The sequence below is a fragment of the Sorangium sp. So ce295 genome (assembly GCF_051527405.1).
Taxonomy (GTDB): domain Bacteria; phylum Myxococcota_A; class Polyangia; order Polyangiales; family Polyangiaceae; genus Sorangium; species Sorangium cellulosum_B.
Map to the genome: position 1 here is coordinate 8,414,406 of NZ_CP150324.1, position 22,658 is coordinate 8,437,063.

The following is a 22,658-nucleotide window of genomic DNA, read 5'->3' on the forward strand; positions in this document are numbered from 1 at the left end:
TGAGCAGGCAGCCCGGCGTCCTGCTTCTCCGCCGAACCCGCCGGCGAAGCGGCGGAGCCGCGGGTCACCGCGTCCAGGTCAGCAGCAGCGCGAAGATGGTGAGATCGGCGGCGACGTGCGCCACGTACGGCGCGAGCAGGCCGCCCGCGCGGCGCCGGAGCACGCCGAGCATCACCGCGTAGATCGCCGCCAGGCCGACGCCGACGGCCCCGCTCGGGAAGCCGCTCAGGTGGAGGAGCCCGAAGGCGGCCGCCTGGACGAGCACCGCGGTCCAGCCGGAGGTCGTCACGGCGTCCAGCGAGCCGAGGAACACCAGGCGGAACACCGCCTCCTCGAGGAGCGCGTTGAAGAGCGCGAACCCCAGGCCGCCGAGGAGCAACAGCGGCAGCGAGACGGGCGGGAGCAGGGCCCGCATCTGGGACAGATCGGGCCGCATCAGCCGGACCCAGAGCACGAGCGCGAGCGCGGAGACGAGGACGACCGCCGCGATCCAGCCGAGGACCGCGGGCCCGAACGCCCCGCGCCGTAGCGGCGGCATCGACGACCGCAGCGCCGGCACGGCGCGCGCGAGCAGCGCGAGCACGACGAGCGGCGCGGCCAGGGAGAGCGGCCAGGGCGCGACGAGCCCCACCGCCGCGGGCGCGAGCGTGAGCACCGCCAGGAGAGGCGCGTATAGCGCCGCCCGGTCCGGCGCGCGCGCCACGGCGAGCAGGGAGGCGAGCGCGACGCCGAAGCAGGCGAGGCCGAGGGCGCGATCCTCCGCGGCAGACGGGTACGCGGCGTAGGCGAGCGTCGCGGCAGAGACAGCGCAGAGCCCCGGCCAGCCAAGGCGGAGCGCCCCCACCCGCCCGGCGGCCTCGCCGACTGGCGTGGCGCCGGCCGGCGCCGCGCCAGACGGCTCGATCTGCCCCATCTGACCGAGCCGCTCCGAAAGTTGAGCTTTCACTCGGATATAGTCGAGCTTTTGCTCAGGTTGTCAAGTACGCTCGGCGCATGGCCACGAAGCGCAAGAAACCGCCGTCGACCGCGCCCCGCCGGGTGCCGCTGCAGGCGAGGAGCCAGCGGCGCAAGGAGCGGATCCTCGACGCGACGGCGGCGCTGCTCGCGTCGCGCGGGCTCGACGCGGTCACCACGAACGCCATCGCGGCGCGGGCGCGGACGTCCATCGGCTCGGTCTACGAGTTCTTCCCGAACAAGGAGGCCGTGCTCCACGCCCTGACGGGGCGTTACCTGGAGCGGCTGCGGGCGCGGACCGAGGCGGCGCTCGCGGAGGCGCCGCCGGGCTCTTGGCGAGAGCTCACCGAGCGCTGGATCGACGCGCTCGCGGCGTTCTACCGGACGGAGCCCGGCTACCGGGAGCTATGGTTCGGCGTGCAGCTGTCCGGCGCGCTGCTCTCGACGGCCGCGGCGTGGGGAGACGAGTTCTCGGCGCGCGTCGAGGCGCTCCTCGCGCCGCTGACGCCGGCGCTCGCGCCCGCCGAGCGGCGCGTCGTCGCGCAGAGCGCGCTGTATATGGCCTCGACGCTGCTCGCCCTCGCCGCACAGCAGGACGAGCAGCAGGGCGCGCTCTACGTCGAGGAGGCGAAGAAAGCGGTCTGTCGCTACCTCGCGCCGTACATCGAGCCGGCGGGCCGGCCAGGGGAGAGCGCGTGACGCGCCGGCGCGATGTCGCGCGCGGCCAGGCGCCCCCCGCACCGGAGCGCTGGCGTCAGGCCGCCGACGCCTGCGGCTTTGCGCTGGCCGCGTGGCGGTTCGCCGGCCGCTCCAGCCCGAGGTTCTCCCGCAGCGTGCGCCCCTCGTACTCCGTTCGGAACAACCCCCGCCGCCGCAGCTCCGGGATCACCATCTCGATAAAGTTGTCCAGCCCGCCCGGGAGCCACGGCGGCATCACGTTGAACCCGTCGGCGCCGCCCTGCGTGAACCACGCCTCCAGCTGATCCGCGATCTGCTCCACCGAGCCCACGATCGTCCAGTGCCCGCGCGCTCCAGCCACCCAGAGGTACAGCTCCCGGATGGACAGGTTGCGCTTGCGCGCGATGTCGAACATCAGCGCTTGCCGGCTCTTGTTGTTGTTGGTCTCGGGCAGCTCGGGGAGCGGCCCGTCCACCGGATACGCGGACAGATCGACCCCGCCCGACAGGCCCGAGAGCAGCGATAGACCGACCTCCGGCAAGATGAGGTCCTGCAGCTGCTGGTACTTCGCCCTGGCCTCCGACTCCGTCCTTGCGACCACGGGGAACACCCCCGGCATGATCTTCAGCTGGTCAGGGTGCCGCCCGTACTTGGCCATCCGGCCTTTGACGTCGGCGTAGAAGGCCTGCGCGTCTTCCAGCGTCTGCTGCGCGGTGAAGATCACCTCGGCGGTCTCGGCCGCGAGCTCCCTGCCCGCCTCCGACGATCCCGCCTGCACGATCACCGGGTGTCCCTGGGGCGGGCGCGGGATGTTGAGCGGCCCTCGAACGGAGAAGAACTTCCCCTTGTGATCGAGCGTGTGCAGCTTCGCCGGATCGTAGTAAGCCCCGGACGCCTTGTCGCGGAGGAAGGCGTCGTCCTCCCAGCTGTCCCAGAGGCCGGTGACCACATCGACGAACTCGCGCGCCCGGACGTAGCGCTGCGCGTGGTCGGGGTGGGCGTCGAGCCCGAAGTTCCCCGCCGCCTCGCCCCCGCCGGTGGTGACCACGTTCCAGCCTGCCCGCCCCTGGCTGATATGGTCGAGCGAGGCGAACTTGCGGGCCAGCAGGTAAGGCTCCTCGTACGTGGTGGACGCGGTGGCGATGAAGCCGATGCGCTCGGTGACGACCGCGAGCGCGGAGAACAAGGTGACCGGCTCGAAGCTGGCCCCATAAGCGGTGCGGCCCTGCGCTCCGGGCCGGTTCTGCAAGGCGAGCCCGTCCGCCAGGAACACGGCGTCGAACTTGGCCCGCTCCGCCGCCTGCGCAATGCGCTTGTAATGCGCGAAGTTGATGCCTCCGTCCGCCTGCGCCTGCGGGTGCCGCCAGGCCGCCACGTGGTGGCCTGCGCCGGGCAAAAAGGCGCCCAAACGGATCTTCCGCTGATTGTCGCTCATGGGGTGTCCTCGGTCTCGGTCCTTCACGTGCGCGCGCGGGCAGGTCGCCGCGCGACCGCCGCACGCGCTCACCACGCGCTCACCACGCGCTCGCCACGCGCTCGCCACGCGCTCGCCACGCGCTCGCCACGCGCAGAGCGCAAGCGCCGTGCCCGGCGCCGGAGCCACGGGCGCAGCGGCGGAGATCGAAGCGCCGCCCCTGCCCTGCCCCCGCGACGTGCTGCGAGGGCAGCAACGGATCACCAGCGCTGCGGAAGCCTTGCTGTCAGGGAAGCACCCGTCCGCGGCAGCTCACCGGTCCATGGACGGATGAGCGCGCAGGCGCGATCGTTCCGCTCAGTGATGCGGCCACGGGAACGGTCCGTGCGGTCCCCGCCGCGGAACGCTCTCCGGGTCGGCCGGGTCGCTGCCGGCGTCCCGCTCGTCGCCGTCGAGGAAGCCATCGCCGTCGCGGTCGACGCCGATGCGCTCGCCCGACCCGGGCGGCACGCAGGTATACGTCAGCTCACTGCCGCCTCTCGTGGCCAGCCAGCGGAGCTCGCCGTCCGATCGCCACTGCGCGCGCGCGCGGTCGGCGTCGAAACGGCCATTACCGACGTACACAAAGCCCAGCTCGTCCCCATGGGACCAGCCCTTGACCACGAGATCGCAGTCGCCGGCGTCGGCGCGCGCCACGAGCAGATCGACGCGCGGGCCGGCCACCGCCGCGTTCGACGGCGTGAGCGTGATCTGCTGGCCCACGATGGGCTTCAGGTTCGACTCCAGCGCCAGCATGTACTCCGCCACCTGGCGCTTCAGGAGCTCCCCCTCGGCGTCGACGGGGAAGCCGCCGGGGTTCTCCGGCGTCTGGACGAAATCGGAGAACGCATTGAAGCGGACGAGCGTATCGACGGCGCCGTCGTGGAGGAAGCCAAAGCCGCGGACCTGGTCGCCCATGTGCTCGTTGGAGCCGCCGAACGGGAACACGAACGACTCCGCCATACCGAACATCCCGACCTTCTGGTACTGATTGCGCAGGTGCGGGACCTTGAAGAGCTGGGTCTCGTTGGCGTTGGCCGATCCGCCGTCGCTGCCGAAGAAGCCCGGCGCGAAGTCGTCGGGGTTGGCGTCGGGATCGACGGTGTGGCACCCGATGCACGAGGCGCCGAGGATGCTCGACACGGGCCCCCCGAAGAAGTCGCGCCCCGCGCTCTGATCGGGCGTGAGCGAGTCGTCGAGCGCGCGGATCGGGTTGGGTGGATACGTGACCTGGAGGATGAAGTCCGTGAAATCGTCCATCTCCTCCTCCGGGATCGTCTCGTCCCGCCCGAGCAGATCGACGAACGCCACGCTGAATTTCTTGAACGCCGCCCGCTCGTCGAACACCCCGCTGTCCGGCTGCGACGTGGGCGCGTCATGGCCGCCCGTACGGTCGCCGCGCCAGTGCATCGGCCCGTGGTTCGCCATGCCCCGCAGGCTCTGGGTCGTCATCGGCCCCTTCATCGGGTGCAAGCTCGTATCCTGGCCGAAGAGATCGGTGCAGAACGGTCCCGGGTTCTCCACCGCGGTGCCGTCCGGGTTCCCGAGGTCCCACGAGAGGCTGTCGAAGTCGCCGAAGATATGGCAGCTCGCGCAGGACGAGTCGCCGTGGCTCGAGCTCCGCGACGCGTCATAGAGGACGCGGCGCCCCCGGACGACGCTCGGAGGCTCCGGGTTGTGCATCGGCACGTGCGCGACCTCGCGGCGGGTCCGGGTGTCGATGACCGAGATCGCGTTGTCGAAGCGCGCGAGCACGTAGAGCCGATGCCTGTCTTCATCGAGGACGAGGCCGGTCGGCCCGCCTCCAGGGACGCGGATCTGGTTCGCGGCGCTGGGCACGAACGTGTCGTTCTCGAGCTTCGCTGTGTCGAAGACGCCGATCTTGTCCGAGCCGAGCGCCGCGACATACAGGGTCGCGCCGTTGCGCGTCACGGCCATCTGCAGCGGTTGCGCCAGGCTCTTCTCGCTCTCGTCGTTCGGCACCGGCGCGCAGCAGCTGCTGTAATCGATGTGCTTGTTGAGGTGCCTCGGGGCGACGCCGCCCGGACCGAGCACGGTGATCCTGCTCTCGTGCAGGTGGCCGCGCACGCTGTGGCCGGCGAAGATGCCCGGCCCCTCGAAGCGCTCCTCGTTCCGGGCGTCGGTGTTGGACACATAGACCTTCCCGTTCACCGGGTTCACGACCATGTTGAACAGGACGGTCCCCACGCCCGTGAAGAAGCCGCCTGGCCCGTCCACCTGGCGCGGCGGGTTGGCGAGCGCGTCGATGACGAAGACGTCCTTGTCGGGCAGCGAGAGGCGCACCGCGTCGTCCCAGGGGCGTCCCAGCTCGTCGACCCAGTGGGACCCGTCGAATTTGAGAATGAGCCCGACCTCCGGCCGGGGGACTCCCTCGAAGTTGGTGTCGGGCCCGGGCAGTCCGCCCGCGGCCTCCCCGCCGTTGGGCACGAGGCTCTCGTCGATGACGGTCGTGCGGTTGCCCGAGTGGAAGGCGGCGGCGTAGACACGGCTGCCGTCCGGCGTCACCGCGAGCGCGCGCGGCGTGTCGCTGAAGAGCGTCACGATGGAGAGCGGCGTCCCGCCGAGCGACGTCCCGGGCCGCCTCGCGTCGAACACCCAGACGTCCGCGCGCCCTATGCCGGGCGTCAAGAGCTGCGGATCGAAGGGGGCGTTCTGCCCGCGGTGGGCCGTGGTGATGAAGGCCCGCGAGCGCTGCGGCCCGGCGAATACGATGTCGCGCGGCTCATCGCCCACGAGCAGCGTGCGGACGACGCGCGCCCTTTGGGGGTCCCGAACGTCGACAACGCTCACGCTGTCGGACAGGTGGTTCACCACCCAGACTTCATCGTCGCCCCGGGCAGCCACGGCGACCGGCTCGAGCCCCACGGGCACAGACGCCTTGAGCTGCAGACGATGGGCTTCGACGCGGAAGATCTCCAGCCGGTTGTCGGGCGTGTTCACCGCGAAGAGCAGCTTGCCGTTCGCCGACAGGGCCAGGGGGCGGACCTGGCCCGATTCGAATGTCGTGAACGGCGTGGCGGCCGCCGCGGGGAGAGCGGCGGCGAGGGACATGGCCGTAGCACCTACGCTGACAGCCAGAAAACGGTGCAGACAGCATGATGGCAGCATGCTTTCAAGCTATGTAAAATAAATACGATTAACAACAAAAAAGCGGACGAGCGGCCGCGTCGTCACGGCCGACCGGGTGGCGGTGTTCTGGGCCACGTGGTCGCACAGAGCGACTGTCATGAGTTCGATTCTCCGTGTGCCGCCTGACCCGCACGGCCCCGCAGGCGCGCTGGCATTACGGCGTCAGCGGACCTGTCGCAGCGCGTAGTCGATGCCGCTCCGGAGCGTCCCCCGGGTGACCACGGTGCTGAGATCGATCTCGAGCGAGACGAGCGTTTGCGCCAGCTCGGGGCGCAGGCCCGTGATCACCGTCGTCGCGCCGAGCAGCCGGAGCGCCGCCGCCGTGCCCATCAGCGTGGTCGCGACCGCGGAGTCGATGAGCCTCACGCCCGTGACGTCGATGATCACGACGTCCGTCCGGTTCGTGTGCACGCAGCTCAGCGCCGCTTCGAGCGCCTGCTGCGCCCGGCTGGCGTCGATCGTCCCGATCAGCGGCATGACCATGATCCGCTCGGTGATCGGAATGAGCGGCGTGGAGAGCTCCGCCAGCCGCTCCTTCTGCGCCCGGATGATCTCCTCCTGCAGCGCCGCGCGCGCCAGCTCCGCGCGCTCGCGCTCGGTGAGCTCCAGCGTCAGCCGCTCGTTCGTCCTGCGGAGCTCCTCGGTCTGGCGCGCGACCTCGGTCTCCAGCTGCTCGTTCGACGCGCGGAGGGCGGCTTGAGCCTGCGTGAGCTCCGAAAGGGCCCGCTCGAGCTCGGCCGTCCGCGCCGCCACGCGCCGCTCCAGCTCGTGCGTGAGCTCCTGCAGCGCCGCCTCGGCGGCGACGCGCTCCTCGACCTGCGCCGCGAGGCCCTTCATCAGCTGCCTGAGCTTCGTTTGCACCCGGACGCGCGCGAGCAGCTCCTCGCTCTGGAACGGCTTGAGGAGGAACTCCACGGCGCCGAGGTTCAGCCCCTTCACCTTGTCCGCGTTCATCTCCGTGCTCGCCGTCATGAAGATGACAGGGATGTCGCTCGTGACCGGATCCGTCTTGAGCCGCCGGCACGTCTCGAAGCCGTCGATCCCTTCCATCTTCACGTCCAGCAAGATGAGATCCGGCGCCACTTCCTTCGCGAGCTGGATGGCTCGCAGGCCGTTCGTCGCGGCCGCGATCTCGAACCCCCAGCCCGAGAGGTTGTCGCGGAGCAACCTCAGGTTTCGCGGCTCGTCGTCGACGATCAGGACCGTTCCGGTATCACTCACGTTCGTCACACTGCCCTCTCCAGCGGATGACCTCACTCGTCGCGCGAGCGACGCTGCATGAGGATGACTGCGCTCACAACAGATCTCAACCCGACGCCCTCATCGGGCGCCGCCGTCGATACGCCCGCCGACGAGCTCTTCTATCGACTCCAGCCGGAAGTCCTCGGAGAGCTCGCGCAGGTGCCTGGCGAAAGGCGCGAGCCGAGGGTCGCCCAGCTCGAGCTTGTCCGCGTATTTCTGGATGTGATTGACGAGCCCCTTGCGCGCGAGATCGCGCAAGGCCTTGAGGTCCTCGTCCGGCGGCAGGACGACATCGCGGATGCTGGTCACACCCGAGCTGGGGCTCGGCTCCGCCTCCTCGCCGGCGCCGTCCTGCCGCTCGTAGATCCACTCCAGCTTGAGGTGTCGCTGCAGCTTCGCGAGCAGCTCATCCATCTGCAGCGGCTTGGCCAGGAAATCGTCCGCGCCCGCTTCCAGGCTCTTGTCCTGGTCGGTGATGAACGCGCTGGCGGAGGACGCGATGATGACCGTCCCTGCGAGCTCCGGCGCCTTTCGTATGCGGCGCATCATCTCCCAGCCGTCGAGCACGGGCATCGCGAGATCGGTGATGACCAGATCGAACCTCTCGCTCGCCGTCCTGTCCAGGCCCTCCTGGCCGTCGTTCGCCTCCGCCAGCTCGAACCCGAGGGTCGCGAGCATGCTGATGACCACGGCGCGGTTCTCCGGCTTGTCGTCCACCACGAGGAGCCTCCGCCGCGAGCCCTTGTAGCCGACGATCTGCCCCTGCTCCGTGCGCCTCACGGTGTCCGTCCAGTCGGGCGCCTCGGCGAGCGTCAGGTCCATCCAGAAGACGCTTCCCTTCCCGAGCTCGCTCCTGACCTGGATGGAGCTGCCCATCAGCGTGACGATGCGCTGGCTGATCGCCAGCCCGAGCCCGGTGCCCTCGCGGTGGCGACTCTTGTCTCCGACCTGCTTGAAGGGCAGGAATATCTGGTCCAGGTGTTCGGCGCCGATGCCAGTCCCCGTGTCCTCGATCTCGAAGCGTATCCTGTGCGTCTTGGTCCGCGATGCGGGGCTCGCGCCGTCCTCCGGGAGGTCCTTGCGCGCGCCCTGTGACCCGCCGGGCACCTCGACGACCGTGAAGGTGACGCTGCCGTTCTCGGTGAACTTGATGGCGTTGCCGAGCAGATTGAGCAGGATCTGACGCAGGCGCCGCTGGTCGACGCGCACCCCCTCGGGCAGCGCGGGGCCGGGCTTGAACACGAACGCGATCCCCTTCTGCTCCGCGCGGATCCGGCAGATCTCGGCCGTCGCGTTCAAGAACGACGGGAAATGGAAATCGTTGGGGTGAATCTCCATCGTCCGCGACTCGATCTTCGCCAGATCGAGGACGTCGTTGATGAGGGTCAACAGATGAGAGCCGGACTCGGCGATGACCTCGACGCCGCGCAGCTCCTGCGCGCCCAGGCTCCTCGAGCGCCTCAGGATCTGGGCGTACCCGAGGATGCCGTTGAGCGGTGTCCGCAGCTCGTGGCTCATGTTGGCGAGGAAGTCGCTCTTCGCCCTGTTGGCCGCGTCCGCGGCGACCGTGGCCTCCTTGAGCTCGGCGGTGCGCTGCTCGACGCGCTGCTCGAGCTCCTCGTTCGTCTTCGCCAGCGCGGCGAACGTCTCGCGGAGCTGCTGGGCCATGCCGTTCAGCGCGTCGCCGATGTGCACGAACTCCCGGGTGCCTGACGCCTCGAAGCGCTGATCGAGATCACCGCCCCGGATCCGCTCGGCCGCCGTGACGAGCTGCCGCACGGACGGCAAGGTCACGCGCATGATCACGAGCACGGGCAGCGCCACGAGCGCCAGGATCGAGAACGCCGCGATCAGCCAGTAGTCCCAGTACAGCCCCTTCACCGACGAGAGCAGCGCCGCGCGAGGGACGTCGGTGAGCAGGTACCAGTCCGGCGCCGCGATGCGCGCCGCCACGATCACGCGCTGATCCGTGCGGCCGACCACGCGCGCCGCCGCGGCGTCGTCGCGCTTCGCCGCCTCGAACGCGCGCTTGAGATCGTCGTCGCCGATGGACTCGACCGTCAGCGCGCCTTTGCTCCCGTGGATCTTGTCCTGGTGAACGCTCGAGACGAGCACCGTCCCATCGCCCCTCACGAGGGCGTGCTCCGTCCCCGGATACAGCGAGAGCTCCCGGAAGCTGTCCATCACCGCGTTGACCGTGACATCGTGCCCGGCGCTCCCCTCGAACACCCCGTCGCGGAAGAACGGCACAACGACGCTCACCATCCACTCGCGCGCCCCCGGGTCGTAGCTCGTCGGCGTCCAGCGCGGCTTTCCTTCCGGGTTGTTCGCCGGGAGCACGAGCGTCGTCCACTCCGAGTTGACGAAATCGACGGTCGTGTCGACCTGGTCGATGTAGCTCGTGTAGCTGGGCCAGTACATCACGAGCCCGTTCCGCCTGGGGATGAGCCAGGTGTTGATGGGCTCCCCCGGCGCCCCCGCCGAGTACAGCTCGGTCATGCGCTTCAGCTGCAGGAGAAAGACCTTCTCCCGGTCGTCGAGCGGGTACCCCGCGGGCAGCCAGACGACGGCGTCTCGCCTGGGCTCGAAGCCCGCGTTGCGCGACACCATGCCGCCGTCGCGCGACGGCCCGACGAGCGCGTCGAACTTCTGCGGGGTCTCTCCCTCGACCTCATGCAATGCCGAGGTGAGCATGCGGCCGTACCGCGCGACGCTCGCCTCCGCCTGGATCAGCCGGTCGTTCATGCGGCGGGTCCACTCGTCATGGGTCCGCGCGAGGACGCCCAGCTCGTTCTTCAGGATCGCGCCCTCGATGGCCCACGCCGCGATCCACAGCCCCGGACCCACGAAGACGAGCAGCGCGACGGCCAGCGGCCCCGCGACCCAGAAGGACAGACTCGGCGCGGTGCGAGAGCGTTGACCGCTCCGCTCCCCCCGTTCATTCATGCGGTCATCGTACACGACTACAGGACCGCGCCACTTTGGAAGGTCAATGTCCCGAACAGAAATAGGGACACACGGTAGGATCATGCGTGCCTCACGAGGACTGCGCCGCCACCTCGACGCAGGATGACTGACATGCTCGCGGAGCGAGGGATCGATTGGCGCACAGCGTGCGCCGGTGAGCTCATGCACCTTGGCGCTCCGGCGCTGGCCGCGGCGCGGGGGCTACTCCCAGCGGAAGAGCTTGAGGGCGAGCGCGAAGGTCGCGACGCCCCAGACGGCGAGCAGCGCGAGCTCGGGCGCGATCGCGGCGAGCGGCGCCCCCTCGAGCATCACGCCGCGGAGCGCGTCGTTCAGGGCGGTGAGGGGCAAGGCCTGGACGAAAGGCTGGATCGCGTCGGGGAAGCGATCGGCCGAGAAGAAGACGCCGGAGCAGATCCACATCGGGAACGTGACGAGGTTGCCAAGGCCCGAGATGCCCTCGAGGGTCCGCGGCCGCGCCGCGATGAGCAGGCCGACCCCGACGAACGACAGCGCGCCGACCACGGCGACCAGCGCGAGCGCCGCGAGCGAACCGGCGATCGGCACGCCGAGCACGAGGACCGCGAACAGGAGCAGGGCCACGACCTCGAGCGCCAGGAACACGAGCCGCGCGCCGAGGTGGGACGCGAGGAGCTGCCACCGCGGCATGGGCGACGCGACGAACAGCTTCAGGAGCTTGCCCATGCGCTGCTGCACGATCGCAAACCCGATCCCCCAGATCCCGGTCAACATCACGTTCATGCCGAGCAGCCCGGGCACCAGGAAGTCGACGTAGCGGGAGCCCCTCTCGGCCTCGGTCACCTCGAGCGCGGCCGGGCGGAAGGCGTCGGCGCGCCCCGCGGCGCGCTGGAGCGCCTGGTCCACCTCGAGCCGGGCGAGGCGGCTCTCCGGCCGCGCCGGATCGAACCAGTACGTGGGCGGATCGGTGGCGAGCACGACCAGCGCGACCTTGCCCGTCCGGAGCTCCTGCTGCGCCTGCGCCCGCGGGACCACCCGCGGGACGACCTGCCCCGACGCCTCGAGCGCCGCGCGCCGCGGCTCGGCCCCGGCGCCCTCCTCGACGCTCACCCGCACCGGCTCCGCGGGCTGATCCCTGAACGCGACGGCCAGCGCCGACGAGAGCAGGATCGGGAACACGAACATCCAGAAGATCGCCTCGGGCTCGCGCAGGAACTCGGCGACCCGCGCCCGGATGAGGAGCGCGAGCGACGAGGCGCGCAGGGAGCGGAGCCAGCGCGCCATCACGCGGCCTCGTCGTCCGCGAGCGTCCGCCCGGCGAGCGCCATGAACACGTCCTCCAGGCTCGCGTGGTGCGTCGCGAGCCGCTTCGGCGCGGCCCCGCGCGCCGCGCAGAGCGCGAGCAGCGGCGGGAGCACGCGCGCGACGTCGCGCACCGTCAGCCGGAGCGCCCCCTGCGCGGAGCGCACGGCCTCCACGCCCGGCAGCCCCGTGAGCTCCTCCTCGGCGATCTCCGCGTCCACCTCGACCTCCACGACGTGCTCGGCGCCGAGCGAGGCGACGAGCGCCGCCGGCGTGCCGAGCGCGAGCAGCCGCCCGCGATCGACGATCCCCACGCGGTCGCAGAGGCGCGCGGCCTCCTCCATGTAGTGCGTGGTCAGGAGGATCGTGCGGCCGCGGGCCTTCAGATCCTCGACGATGGCCCATATCTGACGGCGCGACGCGGGGTCGAGGCCGGTGCTCGGCTCGTCGAGGAACAGCACCTCCGGATCGCCCGCGAGCGCGCAGGCGAGCGACAGCCGCTGCTTCTGCCCGCCCGACAGCGTGCGCACGAACGCGCTCGACTTTTCCTGCAGGGCCACGCAGCGCAGCGCCTGCTCCGGCTCGATGCCGCGCGGGTAGAAGCTGCGGAACAGCGCGATCACCTCGCCGACCCGGAGCTTGTCCGGGAAGCGCGTCTCCTGGAGCTGGATGCCGAGCCGGGCGCGCAGCGCGATGCCGTCCCCCACCCAGCGCTCGCCCAGCACCTCGACCTCGCCGGCGTCGGGGCGGGTCAGCCCCTCGAGGATCTCCACCGTGGTCGTCTTGCCCGCGCCGTTCGGGCCGAGCAGGCCGAAACACTCGCCGCGCTGCACCTCGAGGTCGAGCCCGTTCACGGCCACGACGTCCCCATAACGCTTGACCAGGCCGCGACAGACCAGGGCGGGAGAGGCAGACACGGCACGTCTGTATCGCAGAGGACGGCAGAAAGGAACCGGGACACTTCAATCCAGCGCGGCCTTCGGCGCGGCCCATCACGGCCTTCGGCGCGACACGCGTGCAGGGCGGAGGCGCCCTCGGATCGCCCGCAGCAGATGAAGCGCACCTCCACGCGCCCACAGGAGCGCCGGAAAATTCGACAGACGACGCGACGTATCGCCTCTCCGGAGAATCGAATCTACCAGACACCTGCGGCGAGCGCGTCGAGCGCGGCCCTGCAAGGAACCATCCGGTCCGAGATCGTGGCTGGCCGGTCTGCAATCTCAGAGCGACGGAGTGGGGGGGCGCGTGGTGAGCGATGAAGAGGGAGTGGTGCCCGTGCACTGCGGCGAGGTCATCGCAGACCGCTACCGGGTCGAGCGGCCTCTCGGCATCGGCGGGATGGGGGCGGTCGTCGCGGCGCGGCACCTGTCGCTGGGCGAGCTGGTGGCCGTCAAATTCATGCGGCCGGAGCACTGCGGCAACGCGGCGCTGCTGAGGCGGTTCCAGCGCGAGGCGCGCGGGATGTTCCGGATGAAGACGGAGCACGTGCCGCGGATCTACGACCTGGGCGCGCTCGCCCCGAGGCCGGGGATGGCGCTGCCGGTGCCGTACATCGTGATGGAGCACCTGTCGGGCAACGATCTCCGCTCGATCCTGGAGCGCCGCGGGCGGCTGCCGGTCGACGAGGCGGCGGAGTACGTCCGTCAGGCCTGCGTTGCCCTGACGGAGGCGCACGCGCTCGGGATGGTGCACCGGGACCTCAAGCCCGCGAACCTGTTCCTGACGTACCGGACCGACGGCACGCCGCTCCTCAAGGTCCTCGACTTCGGCGTCGCGAAGTTCATGAGCGCGAAGCCGGAGCACGACGGGCTCGAGATGACGACGGCGCGGTCGGTCATGGGGTCCCGCCGCTACATGGCGCCAGAGCAGATGCTGACGCCCAAGGACATCGATCTGCGCGCGGATCTGTGGGCGCTCGGGGTCGTTCTCTACCAGCTCGTGAGCGGCACGCTGCCGTTCGGCGCGGAGACGCTGGAGCAGTTCGTGCTGGTCGTGTCGGAGAAGGCGCCCCGGCCGCTCCGGAGCGCGTGCGCCGATCTGCCCGAGGGGTTCGAGGAGATCGTGATGCGCTGCCTCGAGAAGGACCGGACGCGCCGCCCGGCCTCGGCCCGCGAGCTCGCCGCCGCGCTCGCGCCGTTCGCGATGCGCGGAGCGCCCGACGCGACGCTGCCCACGGGGGTGCACCGGAGCCAACCGACGTTCACGTGGCTGGACGACGGGCCGCCCACGACCGCCGCGCGGCCGCCCGCGACCGCCGCTCGGCCGGCCGCGGCCTCCGTTCGGCCGCCCACGACGGCCTCCGGGCCGGCCGAGACGAGGCGCGAGGGCCGCCGCCCCAGGCGAACCTGGCTGGCGGCCACGGCCGGCGCGGTCTCCGCGAGCGCCACGCTGGCCGCGATCCTCGTGTCGCCCGGATGGCCGCGGGCAGCGGGATTGACCTGGGCCGACGGCGCCGGCGCCCAGCACCTCGCGCAGGTGCCGCAGGGGCTCGCCGCGGAGCCGAAGGGGAACGCTGTGGCAGCCCGGTCGTTCCAGGGGCCCGATGACGCGGCCGAAGGTGCGCTGCACGACGGCGACGGCGCTGCCAGCGCGTGCGACGCGCCCCAGGCGGACGCCAGAGGCGCGCGCCCGGCCGCGCGCAGCGGAGCCGGCGCCGTCCTGTCCACGGGGGCCGCGCCGCCCGCGCGGGCGAACGTGGGGGGTCCGCAGCGCGCGCCGGCGCGCCGGGTGCACGCGTCCGGGTCCTCAGCGGCGCCCGCCGCGGGCGCCGCGGTGCGGACGGCGGCGGATGCGCCGGCGCCCGCCCGGGGCGCGGCGGCAGGCGCGCCGTCCCTCGCGGCGACGCCCGGCGGCGGCGCTGAAGCCGCGACGCCGGCGGGCGCGCCGGACAGCCCGTGGTGATCGCCATGCCCCGAGGAGCCCTGCCGAAGATCCCCTGCTGCTCGCGCCCGCGCGGGCTCGCTTCTGCCCTCGCGGCCCTGTCGCTGTCGCTCGCGCCGGCGAGCGGCCAGGCCGGCGAGCCCGGTCCGGCGCAGCCCCCCCTGGAGCAGCCCAGACCCAACCCGGGGCCGTCGGGCGGACACAAGGAGCAGGTGCTCGCGCTCTACCAGGCCGCGACGCGCCTGCTCGAGGCGGGCCGCATCGCCGAGGCGTGTGCCATGCTCGAGCAGGGCCGGACGCTCGATCCGACCGCCCTCAACCTCCTCCTGCGGCTCGGCGAGTGCCTCGCCCGCACAGGCAGGACCGCGGGCGCCTGGAACGTCTTCAGCGAGACCGCGGCCATCGCGAAGAGCGCGGGAGACCCCCGCGCCGCGCGCGCGGCCGCGCTCGCGGCCGCGCTCGAGCCGCGGCTCTCGCGGATGGCGATCGCCGTGCCCCCCGGGAGCGCCGCGCCGGGGCTCGAGATCCGCCGCAACGGCGTGCTGCTCCTGCCTTCCCAGTGGGGACAGCCGCTCCCGGTCGACCCGGGGACGCACACGATCGAGGCGCAGGCGCCCGGCAGGAAGCGCTGGTCGGTCGAGCACGTCGTCCCGCCCGACGGCGCGGGCGTCGTCATCGACGTGCCCCTCCTCCTGGCGCAAGAGCCGCCCCCGCGCGCGCTCGCCGCCGCGCCGAAAGGCCAGACGACGCAGGCGCCTCCCGTCCTGCCGATCGACGACCGCGTAGCCGGCGCCGGCGCAGGGCGCGCGCAGCGCGTGATCGCGCTCGCGACCGGCGGCGCCGGCCTCGTCGGGCTCGGCCTTGGCGCCGTGTTCGGCGCCGAGGCGATCGCCCGCAGGGACGCCTCGAACCGCGGCCACTGCGACGCGCGGAGCCGCTGCGACGCCGTCGGGGTCTCGCTGCGCGAGGACGCGCAGGAGGCCGGCACCGCCTCGACGATCGCGTTCTCGACCGGCACCGCCGCGCTGCTCGCGGCCGGCCTGCTCCTCTGGACGGCCCCGCCCAGCGCCGCCGGCCCGCCCTCGCGCCGCGCCACGGCCGCGGCCGCCGCCGGCCCCGGCGGGTTCTCCCTCGTCGTGGGCGGGAGTTACTGACGTGGGCGCGCGCGGCTCGGCCGGGCTCGGCCTGCGGTTCACCCTCGTGGCGCTCGGCTGCGCCGGCTGCAACGCGCTGCTCGGGCTCGAGGACGGCATCCTCGTGGAGGACGGCTGCCCGCCGCTCTCGACCATCGCCTGCTACAGCGGGCCGCCGTCGACCGAGGGGGTCGGCGCCTGCCAGACCGGCCTCATGCGGTGCAACGCCGCCGGCGACGGCTACGGCCCCTGCGAGGGCGAGGTGACGCCTGCGCCGGAGCGCTGCGGCAACGCGGCCGACGACGACTGCGACGGCGCGATCGACGAGGCGGACGGCGACGGCGGCCGGCCCGAGGATCCCGCGGCCGACGGCGGCAGCGCCGTCTGCGCCTGCGCCCCCGGGACCGTCGAGACGTGCCCGTACGGAGGACCGCCGGGCACCGTGGGCGTCGGCGCGTGCCGCGCCGGACGGCGGACATGCGGGCTCGACAGCCGGTGGGGCGCCTGCGCCGGCGAGGTCACGCCGCGGGTCGAGGACTGCAGCACGCCGGCCGACGAGGACTGCAACGGCGGATGGGACTGCGGCGCGGTGCTCCCCGGCGGACCGCTCGACGCCCTCCTCGGCGGCGCGGGCCAGGAGCGGGCGCGCGCGCTCGCGGCGGGCCCCGGGGGCTCCGCGATCCTGGGCGGCGAGTTCGCGGGCTCCCTCGATCTCGGCGCGGGGCAGCTCTCGACGAGCGCCGAGCAGGACGTCTTCGTCGCGTGGCTCGATCCGGACGGCACCGTGGCGTGGGTGCGCCAGCTCGTCACCGAGGGGCGAGGCTCGCTCCAGGCGCTCGCGGTGGACACCGAGGGCAATGTCGCGATCACGGGCGAGCTCGTGGGGAAGATGGACGACCTGGGGCTCACGGCCGACGCGCCGCTGGGGTTCGTGATCAAGCTGGACGACTGGGGCGAGCCACAGTGGAGCGCGGTGCTCCTCGGCAGGCCGCAGGACATCGCGGTCTCGGCGCGGGGCGAGTTCGTGGTCGTCTCGACGCTGATGGATCCCGGCGGGACGGACGTGGCGGTGGCCAAGCTCGACACGTCGGGCGAGCTGCTCTGGAGGCGGGAGTTCCGCGGCGCGGGGAACCAGGAGCCGACCGGTGTGGCGGTGGACCCGCGCGGGGAAGTGGTCATGACAGGGACCTTCGAAGGCGAGCTCCAGCTCGGCGACGACGCGCCCCGGCTCCTGTCCAGGGGGATGAGCGACGTGTTCCTGGCCAAGCTCGACGAGGGCGGCGAGCACATCGCGTCGCTGGCCTTCGGAGACGGCCGCCAGCAGCGCGGCGGCGACATCGAGATCGGGCCGGACGGCGAGATCGCGCTGAGCGGGACCTTCGACGGGATCCTCGATCTGGGCGGCGGCGAGCTGTTCTCGGAGGGGATGTCGGCGTTCGTGGCCGAGCTCGGGCCTGCGCGAGAGCACCGCTTCAGCCGGGCTTACCCCGCGGAGCGTCCGCCGCGCCTCGCGCTCGAGGCGGACGGCGGGCTCGTCCTGGCGGGCGACGTCGATGGCCCGACCCACCTCGGCGGAGGGCCGCTCGACGGCGGCGGCAGCGACATCGTCGTGGCGCGGTTCGACGCCAGGGGGCGCCACGTCTGGAGCAAGCGGCTCGGCCCGGGCGCCGGGAGCAGCGGCGGGCGCCGGTCCGCGGCGGGGGTCGCGTCGTTCGTGGACCGCGGCCACGTCCTGCTCGCCGGGACCGTGGAGGGCAGCGTGGACCTCGACGGCGCCACGGCGGAGGCGTCCTGGTCCGACATCCTGGTGGTGAGGCTCTCGCCGTAGGGCGCCGGCGATCCCTGGCAGGTTCGCGTCCGGCAGGACCGCTCATCGCAGGGGGCTGCTCGACGCGCGCGACCCCGAGGGTCGCCGGCAGGACGGTACGGGACAAAACAGGACAGGCGATCTCGTCGAGATCGCCTGTCCCGCCCGGCCGGCTCGGATCACCTCAGGATCGATGGCGCACGACGCCGGCCCATCGCCCGAGAGCCATCACTGGCAGGTGCCCAGGCACTCGAGGTACGGGAGGCACGTCGCATCGTCTTCGCAGGCGGCCGCGGCGGCCTCGATGCAAGCATCGTCATCGGCGAGGCCATTCAGGCACTCCAGGCAGTCGGGGTTGTTCGCCTCCGTGTTGATGCTGCCGTCATCGTTGCAGACGTCGCTCGTGGCGTCGGTGGTATCGCACACGCTGGCGCACGTGGCGTCAGCCGCGCAACCGCACTGCTGGAACCCGTGAATCCCGAGGGCATCCAGCCCTTCCGCGTACGTCTCATCACAGCAGTCCAAGCACTCGTCCTCGGTCCCGGCGTCGGAGCACTCCTCGGCCCCGCCCGTGCCCGAGCCGCCCTCGCCCGTGCCGCCTGATCCGCCCTCGCCCGTGGAGGTCGACGACGTGGTGGTCGTCGAGCCCGAGCCGCCAGAGCCGCCGTCGCCGCTCGTGTCGCCATCACCGCTCTTGACCGTACAGGCCGCCATCATACCCACGCTGATCAGGATCGCTGCGAAACCAAAAGCTTTCATGAATCCACCTCCAGACGAGTAGGGTCGCGCCGCGCGGCTCGTAACTCGGCACTACACGTCGAGCGACGTCGCCGGACCACGCTTCCTGTGCACTTCAACGCCACCGTCGGCGCCGGGCGCTGTTCCTACACCAGAATTTTACGTGATGGTATCTGCTTCGTGCCTACAGCTGCGCCTCTGCGCCCCAAGCGGTCGCGCGAGGAGCACGCATGTCTCTGCACAATGTGCGCGCAATCCGCCGGGACAGATCGGTTGTCAGCAGTTTTATGCAACAGGAGCAGACCCTAGCACAGGGCAGGTGCGGGAGATCAAGCGGCTCCGCGTGGATAACCTGCTCCAGGGGAACGCGCTGGGCACGCGGGCGACCTCAACGGCAGAAGTGAGACAGGAGGCGCCCACCAGAGCTCGCTGGTGGTCTGTCGCGCTCCGAACGATCGAGATCTCGATGGAGCGGCGGCGAGCTCTCGGCCCTTTTGCTCGCGCGGGCGGTGTTACGAGCCGCCCGCGGCGCGCCGCATGGCGCAGTCGAGGTCGCCTTTGCAGGGGTCGCCCGCTGTACGCGCGCCGCCCGGGCTCGCCGGCGGCGCGGCGGTCGCCGGTCCACTGCTCTCCGCGGCGCGCTTCGCCGGCGCCTTTCCCCCGGCAGCGGGGGCGGCTGGGGCCTTCGCCCCGCGCTCGCGCGTCTTGTCGCCCTTCTTCTTCTTGGCCGGAGGCGCCTCGGCGGGCGCGGCCGCGGCCTTTGCCTCCACCTTCGGCAGCTGCGCCAGCGCCGCGCTCGCCGCGTGCCGCACGCCGGGCTGCGCAGCCGCCTGGAGCGTCTCGCGCGGGGCGCCGAGCCACACAGCGCTGGCGACGACCGCCGCCCCGAGGGCGCCCGCGATTCCGTAGCGAACGCCCGCTGCCCGCCGGGCGCGCGGCGGGCGCAGATCGATCGGGACCTCGGAGGGCACGGGCGTGAGATCGGGCGGCCTGAACGCCGGCAGCTCGGAAGGCACGCCGAACGGAAAGATCTCCAGGTAGCTGCTGCGCTCTCCGTCGCCTGCGGCGGACCCGCGGCCATCCTCCATCCCGGAGCTCCTCGCGCCGCGATCGGCCCGCGCGCCGCTCTTGGTGGAGGCGTCCTTCTCCACCGCGAGCAGCGCGCTCAGGGAGATCACCACCGAGTTCTCGTCCCGCGGCCCGGCTGCGACGCCGTCCGGCGCCGCCCCGCCGCTCGTGGATCGGCCATCCGTCTCGCCGGGCAAGTGATTCGTGCTTCTCATAGGCTCCACCCCGCCTGCCCTCCGTGTCGACCGAGCACAGGGCGCAGACAGCATCTATCAGTGTACCCGCCATTTACCGCTCTTGATACAAGTTTTTTACTGCACTGGAGAGCGCACCTGGTCGCCGTAGCTCGCCGTAGCTCGCCGTAGCTCGCCGTAGCTCGCCGTAGCTCGCCATAGCTCGCCATAGCTCGCAACTGCTCGCCACGGCGCCGGAGCTCGCAGCTCTCGTGCGCGCAGCGGCCAGAGCGCCCCACACCGTGGCTCAAGCGACATCGGGCGTGACGACGCCGGGCGAGGTCGCGCGTGCGCGCGCGCCCAACGGCGCCCCACGCTCGACACCCCGCGCTCCGCGCTCCGCGCCCGGCGTGCGGTGCATCACACCGGAGCCGTAACCGGGGCGAAAACTCGAGCGGAACGAGAACAACGATGGATCGCTCGACGCGCTTTGTGGTCAGAAATCCAAACGGCCTGCGGAAAACGCACGGCGCCTGCCGGCCGGGCGACATTTCACGTCGACGAAACCTCGACGAAACATGGCACTCGGCATAAGGCCTTTCACCACGACGTCGTGTGGCTGGCCCTTGTCCGGGGACCGCGTTCTGCTGTGCAGGGCGGCCATCGGGTGTGTCCAGCCGGGAGTCTTCACTGGCCGGCTCCCGAACTCCCAACGGCTCTTGTGCAGTCGAATCGCCGCGCCGCGTCGATGCAGGGCATTGGACGCGCCCTCGGCACCCAAGGAGGATGCGTTGAATATGTACACGTCTGGGTTGGACGTTGAGGATCGGCCGGCGGCGGGCACCTCTCGGCGTCGTACGCTCTGCGTCGCGATGGCGGCGCTCGCCGGCGCGGCCCTGCTCTCTGCCTGCGGCAAGGCGAACGACGAGGCTCCCGCGCCCGGGGCTGCGGCGCCCGGGGCGCCCGCCTCGGACAGCGGATCCATCAAGGTCGGCGTGCTCCACTCGCTGAGCGGCACCATGTCGATCAGCGAGGTGGCCGTGAAGGACGCGACGCTGCTCGCCATCGAGGAGATCAACAAGGCGGGCGGCGTGCTCGGCAAGCAGCTCGTGCCCGTGGTCGAGGACGGCGCCAGCGACTGGCCCACGTTCAACGAGAAGGCCAGGAAGCTCGTGCAGCAGGACGCCGTGGCGGTCGTGTTCGGCGGCTGGACCAGCGCCAGCCGCAAGGCGATGCTGCCCTCGTTCGAGGAGCTGAACGGCCTGCTCTTCTACCCGGTCCAGTACGAGGGGCTGGAGCAGTCGCCCAACATCTTCTACACCGGCGCCGAGCCGAGCCAGCAGATCGTCCCCGCGGTCGACTACCTGCTCGAGAAGGGCAAAAAGCGCATTTACCTGCTCGGCTCCGACTACGTCTTTCCGCGCACGGCCAACAAGATCATCAAGGCTCAGCTCGCGGCGAAGGGCGGAGAGCTCGCCGGCGAGGAGTACCTGCCCCTCGGCGGGACCGAGGTCAGCACGATCATCAGCAAGATCAGCGCGGCCAAGCCCGACGCGATCTTCAACACGCTGAACGGCGACAGCAACGTGGCGTTCTTCAAGCAGTTCAAGGACGCCGGCTACACCGCCGACAAGCTGCCGGTCCTCTCGGTGAGCGTCGCCGAGGAGGAGGTGCGCGGCATCGGCGCCGAGAACATCGCCGGACACCTCGTCTCGTGGAACTACTACCAGACCACGGACACCCCCGAGAACAAGAAGTTCGTCGACGCGTACAAGGCCAAATACGGCGCCGCGCGCGTCACGGACGACCCCATCGAGGCGGGCTACTTCGGGGTCTACCTGTGGAAGATGGCCGTCGAGAAGGCGAAGTCGACCGAGGTCGCCAAGGTGAAGGAGGCCGTGAAGGCCGGAGGCATCGAGTACAACGCGCCCGAGGGCCTGGTCCGGCTCGACGGGAAGAACCAGCACACCTGGAAGACGGTCCGCATCGGCGCGGTCCGGAAGGACGGCCTCATCGACGAGGTGTGGAGCTCGGGCAAGCCGGTCCAGCCGGATCCGTACCTGAGCGCGTACCCCTGGGCGAAGGAGCTGGCCGCGAAGTAGCGGGCCGCGAGCCCGAAGCCCGGATCACGGAGCCGCGGAGGGCGCGGGCGCTCGTCAGGACGCCCTCCGCGCCTCCGCGGCCCGAACCTCACTGTGCGCGGCGTCTCGATCGGTTGGGTGCTCTAGAATGAACGAAGTTCTCCTCCACGCCTTCAATGGCCTGAGCCTGGGCTCGATCCTCCTGCTCATCTCGATGGGGCTCGCGTTCTCCTTCGGGCTCATGAACGTGATCAACATGGCCCACGGCGAGTTCATCATGGCGGGGGCCTACACGACGTACGTCATCGGGCACCACGTCGCGCCGCTCGTCGGGGGGACCGAGGCTGGGCTCTGGTTCCTGCTCGCGCTGCCGGCCTCGTTCCTCGTGGCGGGCGTGCTCGGGCTCGTGCTCGAGCTCACGATCGTTCGCTTCCTCTACGGCAGGCCGCTCGACACGCTGCTCGCCACGTGGGGTGTCGGGCTCGTGCTGCAGCAGGCCGCGCGGAGCTTGTTCGGCGCGTCCAACGTGCAGGTCTCGAGCCCCTCGTGGCTGAGCGGCGGCGTGGCGCTCTCGGGCGGGACGCAGCTGCCTTACAAGCGGGTCTTCCTCATCGCGCTCGTGATCGCGTGCATCGCCGCGGTCTACACGTACCTGCACCGCTCCGCGGGCGGCAGGCGGCTGCGGGCCGTCATGCAGAACCGCGAGATGGCCTCGTGCCTCGGCGTCCGCGCGCGCCGGGTCGACGCCGCGACGTTCGCGCTCGGCGCCGGGCTCGCCGGGATCGCGGGGTGCGCGCTGACGCAGCTCGGCTCGATCGGGCCGTCGCTCGGGACGAACTACATCGTCGACGCCTTCATGGTGGTCATCCTCGGGGGCCTCGGGCGGCTGCCTGGCACGGTGGTGGCCGCGCTCGTGATCGGCGTCGCGAACACGCTGCTCGAGCTCTCGACGACGGCGTCGCTCGGCAAGGCGCTCGTGTTCGCGCTGGTGATCGCCTTCTTGCAGTGGCGTCCGACAGGCCTGCTCGCCCTGCGCACACGATAGGAGAGGACACG

15 protein-coding genes are annotated in these 22,658 nt (G+C 71.5%); 6 read left to right on the plus strand and 9 right to left on the minus strand.

The annotated features are described in order from the left end of the window. Positions 1–64: 64 nt before the first annotated feature. Positions 65–946 (minus strand): CPBP family intramembrane glutamic endopeptidase, encoded by an 882-nt coding sequence (locus tag WMF11_RS31675; protein WP_437902964.1) that lies wholly within the window; start codon positions 944–946, stop codon positions 65–67. Between the two features lie 47 nt (positions 947–993). Between WMF11_RS31675 and WMF11_RS31680 the strand changes: the two genes are divergently transcribed. Beyond that, entirely contained in the window at positions 994–1,653 is a 660-nt protein-coding gene (locus tag WMF11_RS31680) for a TetR family transcriptional regulator (RefSeq protein ID WP_437973407.1), read from the plus strand. A gap of 55 nt (positions 1,654–1,708) precedes the next feature. Here the strand turns inward: WMF11_RS31680 and WMF11_RS31685 are convergent, their stop codons facing one another. From WMF11_RS31685 to WMF11_RS31710, 6 genes are all read right to left on the minus strand, one after another. Next, positions 1,709–3,067: an LLM class flavin-dependent oxidoreductase gene (locus WMF11_RS31685; RefSeq protein ID WP_437973408.1), complete on the minus strand. Its 1,359-nt coding sequence runs from the start codon at positions 3,065–3,067 to the stop codon at positions 1,709–1,711. Between the two features lie 336 nt (positions 3,068–3,403). Further along, positions 3,404–6,157 carry a beta-propeller fold lactonase family protein gene (locus WMF11_RS31690; protein WP_437973409.1) on the minus strand — a complete coding sequence of 918 codons (2,754 nt, stop codon included), beginning with the start codon at positions 6,155–6,157 and terminating at the stop codon, positions 3,404–3,406. A 240-nt stretch (positions 6,158–6,397) separates the two neighbouring features. Continuing rightward, positions 6,398–7,465, minus strand: a complete 1,068-nt coding sequence (locus WMF11_RS31695; protein ID WP_437973410.1) for a response regulator — start codon at positions 7,463–7,465, stop codon at positions 6,398–6,400. 90 nt (positions 7,466–7,555) lie between these two features. Beyond that, positions 7,556–10,423: a response regulator gene (locus WMF11_RS31700; protein ID WP_437973411.1), complete on the minus strand. Its 2,868-nt coding sequence runs from the start codon at positions 10,421–10,423 to the stop codon at positions 7,556–7,558. Positions 10,424–10,645: 222 nt separating this feature from the next. Continuing rightward, entirely contained in the window at positions 10,646–11,704 is a 1,059-nt protein-coding gene (locus WMF11_RS31705) for an ABC transporter permease (RefSeq protein ID WP_437973412.1), read from the minus strand. After that, the gene (locus WMF11_RS31710) at positions 11,704–12,639 is read right to left on the minus strand and encodes an ATP-binding cassette domain-containing protein (protein WP_437902971.1); all 936 of its coding nucleotides are present in this window, start codon (positions 12,637–12,639) and stop codon (positions 11,704–11,706) included. Before WMF11_RS31710 ends, WMF11_RS31705 begins: the two co-directional genes overlap by 1 nt. Positions 12,640–12,997: 358 nt before the next feature. Between WMF11_RS31710 and WMF11_RS31715 the strand changes: the two genes are divergently transcribed. Genes WMF11_RS31715 through WMF11_RS31725 form a run of 3 tightly spaced genes read left to right on the plus strand, consistent with a single transcriptional unit; the run spans position 12,998 to position 17,563 of the window. Continuing rightward, positions 12,998–14,623: a protein kinase domain-containing protein gene (locus WMF11_RS31715; protein ID WP_437973413.1), complete on the plus strand. Its 1,626-nt coding sequence runs from the start codon at positions 12,998–13,000 to the stop codon at positions 14,621–14,623. A gap of 5 nt (positions 14,624–14,628) precedes the next feature. Continuing rightward, positions 14,629–15,756 carry a tetratricopeptide repeat protein gene (locus tag WMF11_RS31720; protein ID WP_437973414.1) on the plus strand — a complete coding sequence of 376 codons (1,128 nt, stop codon included), beginning with the start codon at positions 14,629–14,631 and terminating at the stop codon, positions 15,754–15,756. 1 nt (position 15,757) lies between these two features. After that, a complete protein-coding gene (locus tag WMF11_RS31725; protein ID WP_437973415.1) occupies positions 15,758–17,563 on the plus strand; it encodes a hypothetical protein in 1,806 nt (601 codons plus the stop codon). A gap of 207 nt (positions 17,564–17,770) precedes the next feature. Here WMF11_RS31725 and WMF11_RS31730 read toward each other — a convergent pair whose 3' ends face one another. Both WMF11_RS31730 and WMF11_RS31735 read right to left on the minus strand, forming a co-directional pair. Beyond that, entirely contained in the window at positions 17,771–18,301 is a 531-nt protein-coding gene (locus tag WMF11_RS31730) for a hypothetical protein (RefSeq protein WP_437902975.1), read from the minus strand. Between the two features lie 491 nt (positions 18,302–18,792). Next, positions 18,793–19,563, minus strand: coding sequence for a hypothetical protein (locus tag WMF11_RS31735; RefSeq protein ID WP_437902976.1), 771 nt, complete (start codon positions 19,561–19,563; stop codon positions 18,793–18,795). Between the two features lie 830 nt (positions 19,564–20,393). On the opposite strand from WMF11_RS31735, the gene urtA reads away from it, so the two are divergent. Both urtA and urtB read left to right on the plus strand, forming a co-directional pair. Beyond that, positions 20,394–21,623 carry an urea ABC transporter substrate-binding protein gene (urtA, locus tag WMF11_RS31740; protein WP_437542482.1) on the plus strand — a complete coding sequence of 410 codons (1,230 nt, stop codon included), beginning with the start codon at positions 20,394–20,396 and terminating at the stop codon, positions 21,621–21,623. A gap of 127 nt (positions 21,624–21,750) precedes the next feature. After that, on the plus strand, positions 21,751–22,647 hold the full coding sequence (gene urtB, locus WMF11_RS31745; protein WP_437542483.1) for an urea ABC transporter permease subunit UrtB: 897 nt from the start codon (positions 21,751–21,753) through the stop codon (positions 22,645–22,647). Positions 22,648–22,658 lie beyond the last annotated feature (11 nt).